Origin of the sequence: Hydrocarboniphaga effusa AP103, from assembly GCF_000271305.1 — a bacterium.
GTDB classification, from domain to species: domain Bacteria; phylum Pseudomonadota; class Gammaproteobacteria; order Nevskiales; family Nevskiaceae; genus Hydrocarboniphaga; species Hydrocarboniphaga effusa.
Genome location: NZ_AKGD01000003.1, coordinates 17009 through 32195 on the forward strand (window position 1 = coordinate 17009; position 15187 = coordinate 32195).

The following is a 15187-nucleotide window of genomic DNA, read 5'->3' on the forward strand; positions in this document are numbered from 1 at the left end:
CGCGTCTAGGCGCGCCGCTTGAGATCCATCAGCCGCAGGATCATCGGCGTGAAGATCAGCTGCATCGCCAGGCCCATCTTTCCGCCCGGAACCAGAATGGTGTTCGGGCGCGTCATCATCGAGCCGTGCAGCATCGAGATGAGATAGGGGAAGTCGATGCCCTTGGGGTTGGTGAAGCGAATCACCACCATGCTTTCGTCGGGCGATGGAATGTCGCGCGCGATGAACGGGTTCGAGGTGTCCACCGTCGGCACGCGCTGGAAATTCACATGCGTGCGCGAGAACTGCGGGCAGATGTGCGTGACGTAGTCCGGCATGCGCCGCAGGATCGTCTCGACCACCGCTTCCTGCGAATAGCCGCGCAGGTTCTGGTCGCGATGCAGCTTTTGTATCCATTCGAGATTGATGATCGGCACCACGCCGATCAGCAGGTCGGGGTGCCGGGCGATGTCGATGCCGTCGTATTTCGCGGCCCCGTGCAGGCCTTCGTAGAACAGCAGGTCCGAGCTGCCCGGTTCGATATCGCGCCAGGGCGTGAAGGTGCCGGGCGGCTGTCGGTACGGCGCGGCTTCCTCTTCGTCGTGCAGATAGTTTCGCAGGCTGCCGCTGCCGTTTTCGCTGTAGCGCGCGAACAGCTCGTGCAACTCGGGCAGCAGATTGGCTTCGGGGCCGAAGTGCGAGAAATGCGTGTTGTGAGCCGCGTCGGCCTCGCGCATCGCCTCGCGCATGGCCTTGCGATCGTGGCGATGAAACGCATCCCCTTCGACGATCTCGGCGCGAATCTTCTCGCGCCGGAAAATATGCTTGAAGCTCTGCAGCACCGTGGTCGTGCCCGCTCCGGAGGAGCCGGTCACCGCGATGATCGGATGTTGCTTGGACATGGCTGTTTCCCTCAAGCAGGCTCGGGCCGGTACAGCGATCGCTCGTTGAACAGCGGGGAGATGTAGGGACGGTCGGCTCCAGAATCGTGCTCACGGTGATAGCGCTCGATGCGCTCGACCTCGCTGCGCGAACCCAGAATCACGCTGCATCGCTGGTGAATGTCTTCGGGCTCTACATCGGACAGACGCTGGCGTCCCGTGCTCGCCAGGCCCCCGGCTTGTTCGATCAGCATCGCCATCGGCGCGGCTTCGTAGAGCAGCCGCAGGCGTCCGGCGCGCAGAGGTTGGCGGTTGTCACGCGGATACAGATAGACGCCGCCTCGCATGAGGATGCGATGCACGTCGGCCACCATCGCCGCGATCCAGCGCATGTTGAAATCGCGCTCGCGCACGCCGCTGCGTCCGGCCTTGCACTCGGTGACGTAGCGCATCACGGGCGGCTCCCAGAAGCGCTCGTTCGATACGTTGATGGCGAATTCGCCGGTGTCGGCCGGCACCATCAGGTCCGGATGCGTGAGCACGAAATTGCCGGTTTCGCGATCGAGCGTGAAGCCGTGCGTGCCGCGGCCGACGGTCATCACGAGCATCGTCGAAGGGCCGTAGATCGCATAGCCCGCGGCGACCTGCTCGCGACCGGGACGCAGGAACGATGCGGTCGTCGGCGTCGTGGCCTCGCGCTGGTGCAGGATCGAGAAGATGGTGCCGACGGCGGCGTTGACGTCGATGTTCGACGAGCCGTCGAGTGGATCGAAGCTCAGCAGGTAGGCGCCGCGCGGGCGGTCGCCCGGAACCACGAAGGCGTCTTCGAGCTCCTCGGACACCATGCCCGCGAGCAGGCCGCCCCATTCGCATTGGCGCAGCATGATCTCGTTGGTGATGACGTCGAGCTTTTTCTGCTGCTCGCCCTGGACGTTCTCGGTTTCGAGCGTCCCGAGATGATCGCCGAGCGCGCCCCTGGATACGACGGCCGAAATCGCCTTGATCGCAGCCGCGATGTCGACGAGCAATGCCGACAGGTTCTTGCTGTCGGCGTTGCCGTCGAGTTGTTCGATCAGGAATTTCGACAGCGTGGTCTTGGCTTTAAACATGTCCGTTCTCCTCCGGCCATGGACTACTTGAGTGTCTACATCGGCGTCATCGCTCCGCTGTCGCCGTGACCGGATTCGAGAACACGCGGCTCGCACGGATGTCGCGGCCCTCGATCGTCATGAGCGCTTCGCGTCCGGCGTCGCCGCTGCGCGCTTTCATCGCCGAGCGGAACAGGCGCGCGGCCTGGCGCAGGCGTGCGCGATCGAGCGCGTTGCGGATCGAGCGTGCGTTGGCGAAGTGCGCCTGTCGCATGCGCCGTTCGATGTAGTCGCGCATCGCGCTCGCGGCATCCGCGTCGAAGCGATAGTCGATGCGCGAGACCATCAGGTTCGCGATCTCGAGCAGTTCGTCGGCCGAGTAGTCCGGAAAGTCGATGTGATGCGCAATGCGCGAGGCCATGCCCGGATTGCTCTGGAAGAACACGTCCATGCGCGACTTGTAGCCGGCCAGGATCACGACGAGATCGTCGCGCTGGTTCTCCATCACCTGCAGCAGGATCTCGATCGATTCCTGCCCGTAATCGCGCTCGTTCTCGGGGCGATAGAGGTAGTAGGCCTCGTCGATGAACAGCACGCCACCCATCGCCTTCTTGAGCACTTCGCGCGTCTTGGGCGCCGTGTGGCCGATGTACTGGCCGACCAGATCGTCGCGCGTGACCGAGACGAGCTGATGGTTCCGGATGTAGCCGAGCCGGTGCAGGATGTCGGCCATGCGCTGCGCGACCGTGGTCTTGCCGGTGCCCGGATTGCCGGTGAAGCACATGTGCAGGCTCGGCGCACCCGTACGCAGGCCTTGGGCCCGACGCGCCTTGTCCACGATCAGATAAGCCGCGATCTCGGCGATGCGCTCCTTCACGGGCGCAAGGCCGATGAGCTCGTCATCGAGCTGCGCGAGCACCTCGGCGATGCCGGTTTGCTCGTAGAGCGCGCGCAGGTCTTGGGCGTTTTCTCCGCTCGCGGGTTCGAGATTCGTACTTGATTGCCCTCTCCCGCAAGCGGGAGAGGGGACGGCCGATCGATGGTGGTGATCGACATGCGTACGCTCAATACCGCTCGCCGGCCGGCTTGTCGGCCGCGTACGAATGCACCGAATAGCGCTGCACGCGGCCGGCCATCTCGGTGCGATCGAGCCTGAAGCCGGGCTCTTCGACCGGGCGATTGACGATGAAGGACATGCGCGGCGTCTCCCAGCCTCGCGTCGCGTCGAAGGCGGTCACGCGCACGTAGTGGTTCGCGAAAGTCTTGCGGCAGGCGTCGATTTCCATCATCACGCCGGCCGGATCCTTGAGGTCGAACATCGGCAGGCCGAACATTTCCCAGTAGGTGTTGCGCGGATGCGGATCGTCGGTGTACTCGACGTTGACGGCCCAGCCCTGATGCAGCGCATACGCCACCTGAGCCTTGATCTGCGCATCGCTCAGGTCGGGCAGGAACGAGAACTGGCCCTGCGTGAGGCGGTTGCCGTAGTTGGTCATCATGATGTGTTCTCCTTACGCGCTCGCGGTGGCGGTCGGAACGAAATCGGCCGTGTCGGTCGATTCGTAGTTGAAGGTGATGTCGCCCCAGGTATCGAGCGCGGCCTTGAGCGGCGAGCAGTGGCGCGCCGCGGCCTGCAGGATTTCCGGGCCTTCGCGCAGATAATCGCGGCCTTCGTTGCGCGCCATGATCATCGCTTCGAGTGCCACGCGATTCGCCGTCGCGCCGGCCTGGATGCCCATCGGATGGCCGATGGTTCCGCCGCCGAACTGCAGCACCACGTCTTCGCCGAGATAATGGATGAGCTGGTGCATCTGTCCGGCATGGATGCCGCCCGAAGCCACCGGCATCACGCGGTTGAGCGAGGCCCAGTCCTGCTCGAAGAACAGGCCATGCTCGAGCGACTGCCGGGTGTGCGATTCGCGCAACGTGTCGTAGAAGCCCTTGATCATCAGCGGATCGCCTTCGAGCTTGCCGACCACGGTTCCTGCGTGAATGTGATCGACGCCGGCCATGCGCATCCACTTGCAGATCACGCGGAAGTTCATGCCGTGGTTCTTCTGCCGCGAGTACGTGGAGTTGCCCGCGCGATGCAGATGCAGGATCACGTCGTTCCTGCGCGCCCACTTGGCCATGCTTTGAATGGCCGTGTAGCCGACCACGAGGTCGATCATGATGATGCCGGTGCCGAGTTCCTTGGCGAAATCGGCGCGCTCGTACATGTCCTCCATCGTGCCCGCGGTCACGTTGAGGTAATGGCCTTTGACTTCGCCGGTTGCCGCGCTGGCCTTGTTGACCGCTTCCATGCAGTAGAGGAAGCGATCGCGCCAGTGCATGAACGGCTGGCTGTTGATGTTCTCGTCGTCCTTGACGAAATCGAGTCCGCCCTTGAGCGCCTCGTAGACCACGCGGCCGTAGTTGCGGCCCGACAGGCCGAGCTTGGGCTTGGTGGTGGCGCCCAGCAGCGGACGGCCGAACTTGTCGAGTCGCTCGCGCTCCACGACGATGCCGGTCGCCGGTCCCTGGAAGGTTTTCAGGTAGGCGACCGGAATGCGCATGTCTTCGAGGCGCAGCGCCTTCACGGCCTTGAAGCCGAACACGTTGCCGATGATCGACGCGGTGAGATTGGCGATCGAGCCGGGCTCGAACAGGTCGAGGTCGTAGGCGATGTAGGCGAAGTACTGCGCCTCGGTCTTGGTTCCCGGTCCGGTGTTCGGCACGCGGTCCACGCGATACGCCTTGGCGCGATACAACTCGCAGGCCGTCAGGCGATCGGTCCAGACCACCGTCCAGGTCGCGGTGGACGATTCACCGGCGACCGCAGCGGCGGCTTCTTCCGGATCGACGTTTTCCTGCGGCGTGATCCGAAACAGCGCGATCACGTCGCTGTCCTTGGGCACGTAATCCGGCTGCCAGTAGCCCATCTTCTTGTAGGGGATCACGCCGGACTTGTAGCGGGCGTTGGTATTGCCGGTCACGCGTTGGCTGGTCGCTGCACTCATCTGATGTCTCCTCTCCGTGCGGTACGCGATGTCGTTGTGGAGCCATCCTTGCGTTCGGCGTATCCAAAGTAAATTCAAACTTTCTTTCGTTTTATTAAGCGATCGCTTATGGTTTGATCGTCATGAAACTCACCCGGCGCATCACGCTGCGGCAGCTCGAGGTGTTCTGCGAAGCTGCGCGCCAGCTCAATTTCTCCGATGTCGCGGAGACGCTGTCGCTGACGCAGCCGGCGATCACGATGCAGATTCGGCAGCTCGAAGACGCGATCGGTCTGGCGCTGTTCGAGAGGAACGGGCGGCGCAAGACCTTGACCGAAGCGGGCAGGCGCATGCTCGAGCATGCGTCGCGCATCCTCGGTGAAGTGCGCGACACCGAGCAGTCCCTGCTCGCGCTGAAAGGCCTGTCGGACGGCAGCATCACCGTCGGTCTCGTGAGCACCGCGAATCACTTCGCCCCGAGGTTGCTGGCTGCCTTCAGCCAGTTGCATCCGGGCATCGAGGTGCGCTTCGTCGTCGGCAATCGCGAAGCGCTGGTGACGATGCTCAAGGAGAACCAGACCGACCTCGTGGTGATGGGCCGGCCACCGGAGGAGCTCGAAACCGTTTCGGAAGCGCTCGCGAAGAATCCGCATCTGCTGGTTGCGCCGCCGACGCATGCGCTGTGCGGCAAGCGGCGCCTCGCTTTGCAGCGCTTGCGCGACGAGACTTTTCTGCAGCGCGAATCCGGGTCCGGAACGCGCGGCGTGATGGAGGAGTTTTTCGCCGCGCAGGGCTTCAGGCCCCGGCGGATCCTGTCGCTGGGCAGCAACGAGACGGTGAAGCAGGCGGTGATGGCGGGTTTGGGACTCAGCGTGCTGTCGCTGCATACGTTGGCCCTGGAACTGCGGTCCGGTGAGATCGCATCGCTCGACGTGGCGGGCCTGCCGCTGCAGCGCACCTGGCATGTGGTGCATTTGCGAAGGCGGCCCTTGTCGCCGGCGGCGGCTGCGTTTCGGCAGTTTCTGATTGCGGAGACGGCGCGCTATCTGAAGCGCGAGTTCGCGGAGTTGCTCTAGCGGCTTCGGCCGCGGGGTGTCGCGGCGGAGAGCCCGCAGCAAGTGGCCTATCGCCGCTCCGGAAACGCCTCGCTCACCGTCATCACGGTTCCGGCCTGCATGCCGTCGTATCCCGCGAGCGCATTGATCGCAGCCTTGAGTTCCGGGCTGCGCAAGCTCGCGAGCACTCTGGTCATCGTTGCGCTCGACAGGAACTCCGCGCTGCAGGCGAAGAAGTAACGCTCGCTCGCGAGCGGCAGGAACTCCAGCCCGAAGCGCTTGGCCGGCGTTTCGACGCCGAATCCGGCGTCGGCCATCCCGCTCGCGACGAAGGCGGCGACCGCGGCGTGGGTGTATTCGCTGGTGTCGTAGCCTTCGATGTGCTGGGCCTGCAGTTGCTCTTTGCGCAGCAGAAGGTCGAGCAGCATGCGCGTGCCGGAACCGGTCTGGCGATTGACGAAGCGAACGTCGCCGCGCACGAGATCGGCAAGGCCGCGTACGCGCTTGGGATTGCCGGGCGCGACCATGAGTCCCTGGCGGCGCGTGGCGAGCAGCACGAGCCGATGAGTGGGCTGCAGCCACTGGCTGTACTGCTGCAGGGCCTCGCGCTGGAACTCACCGAGGGGCACGTGAAAGCCGGCGAGGTCGCAAGCGCCCGCGTTCAGTGCGGCGAGTGCCTCAAGGCTGCTGCGGTACTTGAGATCGAGCGGAATCTGCTGGCGCGCGAACCAGTCGCGCAGCAGCTCGACCGCGAAGCCGTGGCTGGCCTGCAGCCGCAGGATGCCCTGCGCATCGGAGAGCGCGCGTTCGAGTTCGACTTCGAGCTCGGAGGCGAGGCTGTCGAGCACCGGCGACAACCTCGCGGCGATGCGACGGTCGGCCCAGACCAGTTTTTCGCCGAGCGGCGTCAGCGCCGCGCCGCGACCGCGACGACTGTCGACCAGCGGCACGCCGAAAGCCTGATGCCCTTCCTGGAGAATGCCCCAGGCGTAGCGATACGAGAGGTTCATGCGCTCGCAGGCGCCGACCAGCGTGCCGGTCTCGTCGATGCCGACGAGCAGCTCGACGACGCGCGGCAGCAGATGGCGGGCGTCGCCACGCACCAGTTGCCACTGCGGCTTGATCGAGAGCTTGAACATCGGCCTTGAGGGTCTCCAGGTGCGCAGATTAGGCTTTTATGAGCCGATTTAAATGGATATTGAAAGCCGATTGTTCTGGCTATCGGCTCCCCAATGCTAGCGTATCCACCACCAAAGTCTGCTTCGCTTGTCCAGCTTCATATGTTCTAGTCAACCTATAAGGCTAGAGCCGGTCCGGCAAGGCCGCCCGTGCGACGACGCCGTGCGAAAACTGAGGAGCGAGAGCAGACATGGCCAGCCCATCCAACGCCAGCCGAGATGTCGACAGCACAACGCCAGCGCCCTTCCTGTCACGACTTCTGTCGAAGGAAGCCAGCATCGCCGGGCCGGGCTACAGCCGCTGGCTGGTGCCGCCCGCGGCGCTGTGCATTCATTTGTGCATCGGCATGGCCTACGGTTTCTCGGTGTTCTGGCTGCCGCTGTCGAAGGCGGTCGGCATTGCGCAGCCGATCGAATGCGAGGCCGGCATGAGCTTCGGCGCGCTGCTCGTCGCCACGCATTGCGATTGGAAGATCAGCCAGCTCGGCTGGATGTACACGCTGTTCTTCGTGTTCCTGGGCTGCTCGGCCGCGATCTGGGGCGGCTGGCTCGAACGGGCAGGGCCGCGCAAGGCCGGCGTGGTGTCGGCGCTGTGCTGGTGCGGTGGCCTGCTGATCTCGGCGCTCGGCGTGTATCTGCACCAGCTCTGGATGCTGTGGATCGGCTCGGGCGTGATCGGCGGCATCGGGCTCGGCCTCGGCTACATCTCGCCGGTGTCGACCTTGATCAAATGGTTTCCGGATCGGCGCGGCATGGCGACCGGCATGGCGATCATGGGCTTCGGCGGCGGCGCGATGATCGGCGCGCCGCTGGCCGACCAGCTCATGGCGCATTTCGCGAGCGCGCATTCGGTCGGCGTCTGGCAGACCTTCGTCGCGCTCGCCGCGATCTACTTCGTCTTCATGATGGCCGGTGCGCTCGCATACCGCGTTCCGCCAGCGGGCTGGCAGCCGCCGGGCGCAGCGCCGCCCGCGAACGCGGCGGGCGCGATGATCACGCGCCGGCCCGTGCACCTGCGCGATGCCCACAGGACGCCGCAGTTCTGGCTGGTCTGGGCGGTGCTCTGCCTCAACGTCAGCGCGGGCATCGGCGTGATCGGCATGGCTTCGCCGATGCTGCAGGAGGTATTCGGCGGCCGGCTCATCGGCATCGATGCCGGCATCAACGAACTCGGCGCCGGACAGAAGGCGCAGATCGCGGCGATCGCGGCCGGTTTCACCGGCTTGCTGAGCCTGTTCAACATCGGCGGCCGGTTCTTCTGGGCCTCGATGTCCGATCGCATCGGTCGCAAGGCCACGTACTGCGTGTTCTTCGCGCTCGGCATCGCGCTGTACGCAGCCGCCCCGTGGGCAGGACATGCGGGCAGCGTGGCGGTTTTCGTCGCGATCTTCTGCGTGATCCTGTCGATGTACGGCGGCGGCTTCGCCACCGTGCCGGCCTATCTGGCCGACCTGTTCGGCACTCAGTTCGTCGGCGCGATACACGGGCGCCTGCTCACGGCCTGGGCCACGGCCGGCATTCTCGGGCCCGTGCTCGTCAACTACATCCGCGAATACCAGCTCGCGCACGGCGTCGCCAAGGCGCAGGCCTACGACAGCACCATGCTGATCCTCGCCGCGCTGCTCGTGCTGGGGCTCATCTGCAACCTGCTCGTGAAACCCGTCGACGCACGCTTTCACATGAGCGATGCGGACATCGCCGCGGCCAGGCAGGCGGCGCATGAGACGCGCCCCGCGCTGCTGGCGCAGCCCGGCGCCACCGCTGCGCAATCGAGCCTCGCGATCACGCTGGCCTGGCTCGCCGTCGGCCTGCCGCTGCTGTGGGGCGTGTGGATCACGCTGCAGAAGGCGGCGCTGCTGTTTCATTGAACAAGAAAGCAAAGGACCCGCTCATGAAAGCGCGAAGCATCATTCCGATCCAGCCCGAGCCCGGCTCGAAGCTGCTGCCCGCGCAGCGCGCCGCCGTGCGTGCGGCCGTCGATCGCCATCGTGAAACGCCCGGCGCCTTGCTGCCGGTGCTGCACGCGGTGCAGGACGCGCTCGGCCATGTGCCGAAGGATGCGGTGCCGCTGATCGCGTTCGAACTGAATCTGTCGCGCGCCGAGGTGCATGGCGTGGTGAGCTTCTATCACTACTTCCGCCAGCAGCCGCCCGGCCGCCATGTCGTGCATCTGTGCCGCGCGGAAGCCTGCCAGTCGGTCGGAGCCGTCGCGCTCGAAGCGCATGCCAAGCGCAGCCTCGGCGTCGACTACCACGAGACGACGCCAGACGGCGCGATCACGCTCGAACCGGTTTACTGCCTCGGCAATTGCGCGCTCGGCCCTGCATTGATGATCGACGGCCAGCTGCAAGGCCGGGTGACGCCGCAGCGTTTCGATCAGCTGATGGCGCGGGCTCGCGTTGATGCGGAGGCCAGCGCATGAGCATCGTTCGGATTTACGTGCCTTGCGATGCGTCGGCGCTGTCGGTCGGGGCGGACGAGACTGCGGACGCGATCGCGCTCGAAGCGTCCAGGCGCGGCATTGCGATCGAACTCGTGCGCAACGGAACGCGCGGCATGCTCTGGCTCGAGCCGCTCGTCGAAGTGCAGACGCCGCACGGACGCATTGCCTACGGCCCGGTGCTGAGCGAAGACGTCGGCTCGCTGTTCGATGCGGATTTCCTGCAGGGCGGAGCGCATGCGCTGAGTCTCGGCGTGACCGAAGAGATCGCCTACTTCAGAAACCAGCAGCGGCTGTGCTTCGCGCGCGTGGGCTTGAACGCGCCGACCGATATCGAGGCGTACCGGGCCAATGGCGGCTACGAGGGCCTGCGCAAGGCGCTCGCGCTCGAGCCCGCCGAGATCGTCGCGGCGGTCAGCGAATCGGGCCTGCGTGGTCGCGGCGGCGCGGCGTTTCCGACCGGCATCAAGTGGAAGACCGTGCTCGATGCGCAGGCCGATCGGCCAGATGACCAGAAGTACATCGTCTGCAACGCGGACGAGGGCGATTCGGGCACGTTCTCGGACCGCATGCTCATGGAAGGCGATCCATTCACGCTCGTCGAGGGCATGACCATCGCCGGCATCGCGGTCGGCGCGACGCAGGGCTATATCTATCTGCGCTGCGAGTATCCGCATGCGCGGCGCGCGCTCGACGCGGCGATTCTGAAAGCCTACGAACACGGTTTTCTCGGCGACAACGTCGGCGGCAGCGGCAAGCACTTTGATCTCGAAGTGCGGCTCGGCGCGGGCGCCTACATCTGCGGCGAAGAAACCGCGTTGCTCGAATCGCTCGAAGGCAAGCGCGGGCAGGTCCGCTTCAAGCCGCCGTTGCCCGCGCTCAAGGGCCTGTTCGGCAAGCCGACCGTCATCAACAACGTCATCACCTTCGCCTCGGTGCCGGTCATCTTCGAGCGCGGCGCGGACTGGTACAAGAACTTCGGCATGGGCCGCTCGCGCGGCAGCTTGCCGATCCAGCTCACGGGCAACATCAAGCACGGCGGCCTCGTCGAACTGGCATTCGGTGCGACCTTGCGCGAGCTGCTCTACGACTACGGCGGTGGAACGCTGAGTGGCCGGCCGATTCGCGCGGTGCAGGTCGGCGGTCCGCTCGGTGCTTACCTGCCCGAATCGACGTTCGACACGCCGCTCGACTACGAAGCTTTCGCCGCGATCAAGGGCATGCTCGGCCACGGCGGCATCGTCGTGTTCGACGACAGCGTCGACATGGCCGCGCAGGCGCGCTACGCGATGGAGTTCTGTGCCGCCGAATCCTGCGGAAAATGCACGCCCTGCCGCATCGGCTCGACGCGCGGCAGCGAGGTGATCGACCGGCTCGTCGCCGGGCTCGATGCGCCGAAGCAGGAGCAGCTGCTGCGCGATCTTTGCGAAACCATGACCTACGGCTCGCTGTGCGCGCTGGGCGGACTCACGCCGTATCCGGTGCTTTCCGCGCTGGATCATTTCCCCGAAGATTTTCAGCCGAAAGTCGCGCCCGTGCGCGTCGCCGGCTAGGAGCAGACATGCAATCGATCGCCGAAAAGGATTTGGGAACGCCGGCTCCGCGTTGGAAGAATGTAGGTCTCAAGACTTCCATCGCAGAACCCGCGCACAAGACCGTCACGCTGAACATCGACGGCCAGGAATGCACGGTTGCCGAAGGCACTTCGGTGATGCGCGCCGCCGCGCTCGCCGGCATCAGCATTCCGAAGCTCTGCGCCACCGATCAGCTCGAGGCCTTCGGCTCCTGCCGCCTGTGCCTCGTGCAGATCGACGGCATGCGCGGCTATCCGGCCTCATGCACGACGCCGGTCGCGCCGGGCATGAAGGTGACGACGCAGAACGCCAAGCTCGCCGAGTTGCGCCGCGGCGTGATGGAGCTCTACATCTCCGATCATCCGCTCGACTGTCTCACCTGTCCGGCCAACGGACATTGCGAGCTGCAGGACATGGCCGGCGCCGTCGGCCTGCGTGAAGTGCGCTACGGCTATGAAGGCGACAATCACGTCCACGCCAGGCGCAATGGCGAGGTCAACGAGCGCTTCGTCGCCAAGGACGAAAGCAATCCGTACTTCACGTTCGATCCGTCCAAGTGCATCGTCTGCTCACGCTGCGTGCGCGCCTGCGACGAGCAGCAGGGCACGCTCGCGCTGACGATCCAGGGACGCGGATTCGATTCCAAGGTGTCGCCGAGCGCGGCCGAGAATTTCCTCGAATCCGAATGCGTATCGTGCGGCGCCTGCGTGCAGGCTTGCCCGACCGCGACGCTGTCCGAGAAATCGCTGATCGCAATGGGGCAGGCCGAGCATTCGGTGGTGACGACCTGCGCGTACTGCGGCGTCGGCTGCAGTTTCCGCGCCGAGATGAAGGGCGAGGAGGTGGTGCGCATGGTGCCGAACAAGGACGGCCATGCGAACCACGGGCACTCCTGCGTCAAGGGCCGTTTCGCGATCGGCTACGCAACGCACAGCGACCGCATCACCAAGCCGATGATCCGCGCCAGGATCACGGACCCCTGGCGCGAAGTGAGCTGGGACGAGGCGATCGCCTATGCGGCCAGCGAGTTCAAGCGCATCCAGGCCAAATACGGTCGCGATGCGATCGGCGGCATCACCTCGTCGCGCTGCACCAACGAGGAAACCTATCTGGTGCAGAAGCTCGTGCGCGCCGGCTTCGGCAACAACAACGTCGACACCTGCGCGCGCGTCTGCCATTCGCCGACCGGCTACGGACTCAAGCAGACCCTCGGCGAATCGGCCGGCACCCAGAATTTCGATTCGGTGATGCAAGCCGACGTCATCATGGTGATCGGCGCGAATCCCACCGACGGCCATCCGGTGTTCGGCTCGCAAATGAAGCGTCGCCTGCGCGAAGGCGCCAGGCTCATCGTCGCCGATCCGCGCCGCATCGATCTCGTGCGCACGCCGCACGTGAAAGCCGAGCATCACCTGAAGCTCAGGCCCGGAACCAATGTCGCGCTCATCAATGCGCTCGCGCATGTCATCGTCACCGAAGGCCTGGTGCAGGAAGACTTCGTGCGCGAACGTTGCGACATGGAGTCGTTCGACAAATGGCGCAACTTCGTCGCCGATGCGCGTCATTCCCCGGAGAGCACCGAGTCGATCACCGGTGTTCCCGCCGCGACGATGCGCGCGGCCGCGCGCCTGTACGCGACCGGTGGCAACGCGGCGATCTACTACGGCCTCGGCGTCACCGAGCACAGCCAGGGCTCGACGATGGTCATGGGCATCGCGAACCTTGCGATGGCCACCGGCAACGTCGGCCGCGAAGGCGTGGGTGTGAATCCCTTGCGCGGGCAGAACAACGTGCAGGGTTCCTGCGACATGGGCTCGTTCCCGCACGAGTTTCCGGGCTATCGCCATGTCTCCGACCAGAGCACGCGCGACCTGCTGCAACAGGCCTGGGGCGTCAACCTGCTCGACGAGCCGGGCCTGCGCATTCCGAACATGTTCGAAGCCGCGCTCGACGGCGAGTTCATGGGCCTGTACATCGAAGGCGAGGATATCGCGCAGTCCGATCCGAACACGCAGCACGTCACCGCGGCACTCACGGCGATGGAATGCATCGTCGTGCAGGACCTGTTCCTCAACGAATCGGCCAAGTTCGCGCACGTGTTCCTGCCGGGCAGTTCCTTCATGGAAAAGGACGGCACCTTCACGAACGCCGAGCGCCGCATTTCGCGCGTTCGCAAGGTGATGAAGCCCAAGTCCGGCTATGCGGACTGGGAGATCACGCAGCTGCTCGCGAACGCGATGGGCTACCCGATGAACTACGCGCATCCGGGCGAGATCATGGACGAGATCGCGCGGCTCACGCCGACGTTCCAGAACGTGAGCTACCGACGTATCGATGAACTCGGCAGCATCCAGTGGCCCTGCAACGACGAGCATCCGCTCGGCACCCCGACCATGCATGTCGATGCCTTCGTGCGCGGCAAGGGCCGTTTCATGGTCACCGAGTACGTGCCGACGCAGGAGAAGGTCAACGCGCGCTTTCCGCTGATCCTGACGACCGGGCGCATCCTCTCGCAGTACAACGTCGGCGCGCAGACCCGTCGCACCGACAACGTCCACTGGCATGCGGAGGACAGGCTCGAGATTCATGCGGCCGATGCGGAAGCGCGCGGCATCGTCGATGGCGATTGGGTCGGCGTCGCAAGCCGTGCGGGTGAAACCGTGCTGCGCTCGCGCATCACCGATCGCGTACAGCCCGGCGTGGTATACACGACCTTCCATTTCCCCGAATCGGGCGCCAACGTGATCACCACCGACAACTCGGATTGGGCGACGAATTGTCCGGAATACAAGGTCACGGCCGTGGAAGTCACGCGCGTGAGCCAGCCGTCCGAATGGCAGAAGCGCTATCGCGAGTTTTCGCAGCGGCAGGACGAGTTGCTCAAGGCCAGAGACGCGGCCGATGCAAGCTGAGCCTTCGATCGCAAGCGTGCAGCCCGGGCTGGTGCGTCGTAGCGTTCGGCGTCTGGTCGGACGCGAGCTCATCGAGCGTGAGGAATGCATCGCCGAGGAGGTGGCGGTGGCGCTCGTGTACAACGAGCAGCCGCACGCGGTGATGATGCTCACGCCGCTCGATCTCGAAGCATTCGCGCTCGGGTTTTCGTTGAGCGAAGGCATCATCGAAAATGCGGACGAACTCCTCGAGGTTCGCGTGGTGCCGCTCGAGCAGGGCCTGCAGCTGGCGATGCGCATTGCGCCGCGGCGCCTCGAACGCCTGCTCGCCCGTCCGCGTTCGCTCGAAGGGCGCAGCGGCTGCGGTGTCTGCGGTACGCGGCACATCGGCGATGTCTTGCGCGCGCCCCGGCATGCCTCGGCCGGTTTCGTCGTCGATGCGGTGGCTTTGCGGCGGGCTTTGCAACAGCTTTCCGAGATGCAATCGCTCAACGCGATGACCGGTGCCGTACACGCGGCTGCGTGGGCGACGCCCGAAGGCGACCTGCGCTGGCTTTGCGAAGATGTCGGCCGTCACAACGCGCTCGACAAACTCATCGGCCGGCTCGCACGCGAAGGCGTGCCGGCGGCGCACGGCTTCGTCGTGCTGACCAGCCGCGCAAGCTTCGAGATGGTGCTCAAGTCCGCCAGCGCAGGTATCCCACTCGTGGTCGCGATCTCGGCTCCGACCTCATTGGCGGTCGAAGTCGCCGACGAGGCCGGCATCACCCTCGTCGGCTTTGCGAGAGACGATCGCTTTACGGTTTACACGCGGCCGGCGCGCGTCAGCGTTCCGGCGGTCGCGGTGGCCACGAACGGAGAAGGATCATGAGCGGCGAAGCAGGGCAGCTCGTCAAGATGGCGGACGACATCGCGCGTTTCTTCGCGGCCGATCCGGATCAGTCCGCCGCGATCGAAGGCGTGGTCGGACACATCCAGAAGTTCTGGGACCCGCGCATGAGACGCAAGCTCGTCGCGCATTGGCAACGCCATCCGAACGACTTGTCGCCATTGGCGGCCGCTGCCGCCGAGCGCTTGGCGCATTCGACGACGGCGGCGTAAAGCGCTCGTCGATGAGCCCGCC

At 65.2% G+C, this 15187-nt stretch carries 13 protein-coding genes; 7 read left to right on the top strand and 6 right to left on the bottom strand.

Annotated features, from left to right (window positions below; translation table 11 throughout):
- Positions 1-5: 5 nt before the first annotated feature.
- The 5 genes from WQQ_RS16620 to WQQ_RS16640 all read right to left on the bottom strand — a co-directional run bounded on the left by WQQ_RS16620 (position 6) and on the right by WQQ_RS16640 (position 4947).
- Positions 6-881 (bottom strand): phosphoribulokinase, encoded by an 876-nt coding sequence (locus WQQ_RS16620; RefSeq protein WP_007186399.1) that lies wholly within the window; start codon positions 879-881, stop codon positions 6-8.
- An 11-nt stretch (positions 882-892) separates the two neighbouring features.
- Positions 893-1969: a class 1 fructose-bisphosphatase gene (locus WQQ_RS16625; RefSeq protein WP_007186400.1), complete on the bottom strand. Its 1077-nt coding sequence runs from the start codon at positions 1967-1969 to the stop codon at positions 893-895.
- 46 nt (positions 1970-2015) lie between these two features.
- The gene (cbbX, locus tag WQQ_RS16630; RefSeq protein WP_050997733.1) at positions 2016-2903 is read right to left on the bottom strand and encodes a CbbX protein; all 888 of its coding nucleotides are present in this window, start codon (positions 2901-2903) and stop codon (positions 2016-2018) included.
- Between the two features lie 109 nt (positions 2904-3012).
- On the bottom strand, positions 3013-3447 hold the full coding sequence (locus WQQ_RS16635; protein ID WP_007186403.1) for a ribulose bisphosphate carboxylase small subunit: 435 nt from the start codon (positions 3445-3447) through the stop codon (positions 3013-3015).
- Between the two features lie 12 nt (positions 3448-3459).
- Positions 3460-4947, bottom strand: a complete 1488-nt coding sequence (locus WQQ_RS16640) for a ribulose-bisphosphate carboxylase large subunit (RefSeq protein WP_007186404.1) — start codon at positions 4945-4947, stop codon at positions 3460-3462.
- A 122-nt stretch (positions 4948-5069) separates the two neighbouring features.
- On the opposite strand from WQQ_RS16640, the gene WQQ_RS16645 reads away from it, so the two are divergent.
- Positions 5070-6002, top strand: coding sequence for a LysR family transcriptional regulator (locus WQQ_RS16645; protein ID WP_040454913.1), 933 nt, complete (start codon positions 5070-5072; stop codon positions 6000-6002).
- A 47-nt stretch (positions 6003-6049) separates the two neighbouring features.
- On the opposite strand, the gene WQQ_RS16650 is transcribed toward WQQ_RS16645, so the two are convergent.
- Positions 6050-7120 carry a substrate-binding domain-containing protein gene (locus WQQ_RS16650; RefSeq protein ID WP_007186406.1) on the bottom strand — a complete coding sequence of 357 codons (1071 nt, stop codon included), beginning with the start codon at positions 7118-7120 and terminating at the stop codon, positions 6050-6052.
- A 287-nt stretch (positions 7121-7407) separates the two neighbouring features.
- Between WQQ_RS16650 and WQQ_RS16655 the strand changes: the two genes are divergently transcribed.
- Genes WQQ_RS16655 through WQQ_RS16680 form a run of 6 tightly spaced genes read left to right on the top strand, consistent with a single transcriptional unit; the run spans position 7408 to position 15165 of the window.
- On the top strand, positions 7408-9027 hold the full coding sequence (locus WQQ_RS16655; RefSeq protein ID WP_050997768.1) for an OFA family MFS transporter: 1620 nt from the start codon (positions 7408-7410) through the stop codon (positions 9025-9027).
- 23 nt (positions 9028-9050) lie between these two features.
- On the top strand, positions 9051-9581 hold the full coding sequence (locus tag WQQ_RS16660; protein ID WP_007186408.1) for a formate dehydrogenase subunit gamma: 531 nt from the start codon (positions 9051-9053) through the stop codon (positions 9579-9581).
- Entirely contained in the window at positions 9578-11152 is a 1575-nt protein-coding gene (locus tag WQQ_RS16665) for a formate dehydrogenase beta subunit (protein WP_007186409.1), read from the top strand. The genes WQQ_RS16660 and WQQ_RS16665 overlap by 4 nt, the downstream gene beginning before the upstream one ends.
- An 8-nt stretch (positions 11153-11160) precedes the next feature.
- Positions 11161-14085 (top strand): formate dehydrogenase subunit alpha, encoded by a 2925-nt coding sequence (fdhF, locus tag WQQ_RS16670; protein ID WP_007186410.1) that lies wholly within the window; start codon positions 11161-11163, stop codon positions 14083-14085.
- Positions 14075-14935 (top strand): formate dehydrogenase accessory sulfurtransferase FdhD, encoded by an 861-nt coding sequence (gene fdhD, locus WQQ_RS16675; RefSeq protein WP_007186411.1) that lies wholly within the window; start codon positions 14075-14077, stop codon positions 14933-14935. Before fdhF ends, fdhD begins: the two co-directional genes overlap by 11 nt.
- The gene (locus tag WQQ_RS16680; protein ID WP_007186412.1) at positions 14932-15165 is read left to right on the top strand and encodes a formate dehydrogenase subunit delta; all 234 of its coding nucleotides are present in this window, start codon (positions 14932-14934) and stop codon (positions 15163-15165) included. The genes fdhD and WQQ_RS16680 overlap by 4 nt, the downstream gene beginning before the upstream one ends.
- Positions 15166-15187 lie beyond the last annotated feature (22 nt).

What these genes read in the sequence shown, in the direction of transcription:
- WQQ_RS16620 (WP_007186399.1), bottom strand. Translation starts at nt 881, where the DNA reads ATGTCCAAGCAACATCCGATCATCGCGGTGACCGGCTCCTCCGGAGCG.
- WQQ_RS16625 (WP_007186400.1), bottom strand. Translation starts at nt 1,969, where the DNA reads ATGTTTAAAGCCAAGACCACGCTGTCGAAATTCCTGATCGAACAACTC.
- WQQ_RS16635 (WP_007186403.1), bottom strand. Translation starts at nt 3,447, where the DNA reads ATGATGACCAACTACGGCAACCGCCTCACGCAGGGCCAGTTCTCGTTC.
- WQQ_RS16640 (WP_007186404.1), bottom strand. Translation starts at nt 4,947, where the DNA reads ATGAGTGCAGCGACCAGCCAACGCGTGACCGGCAATACCAACGCCCGC.
- WQQ_RS16645 (WP_040454913.1), top strand. Translation starts at nt 5,070, where the DNA reads ATGAAACTCACCCGGCGCATCACGCTGCGGCAGCTCGAGGTGTTCTGC.
- WQQ_RS16650 (WP_007186406.1), bottom strand. Translation starts at nt 7,120, where the DNA reads ATGTTCAAGCTCTCGATCAAGCCGCAGTGGCAACTGGTGCGTGGCGAC.
- WQQ_RS16660 (WP_007186408.1), top strand. Translation starts at nt 9,051, where the DNA reads ATGAAAGCGCGAAGCATCATTCCGATCCAGCCCGAGCCCGGCTCGAAG.
- WQQ_RS16665 (WP_007186409.1), top strand. Translation starts at nt 9,578, where the DNA reads ATGAGCATCGTTCGGATTTACGTGCCTTGCGATGCGTCGGCGCTGTCG.
- fdhF (WP_007186410.1), top strand. Translation starts at nt 11,161, where the DNA reads ATGCAATCGATCGCCGAAAAGGATTTGGGAACGCCGGCTCCGCGTTGG.
- fdhD (WP_007186411.1), top strand. Translation starts at nt 14,075, where the DNA reads ATGCAAGCTGAGCCTTCGATCGCAAGCGTGCAGCCCGGGCTGGTGCGT.
- WQQ_RS16680 (WP_007186412.1), top strand. Translation starts at nt 14,932, where the DNA reads ATGAGCGGCGAAGCAGGGCAGCTCGTCAAGATGGCGGACGACATCGCG.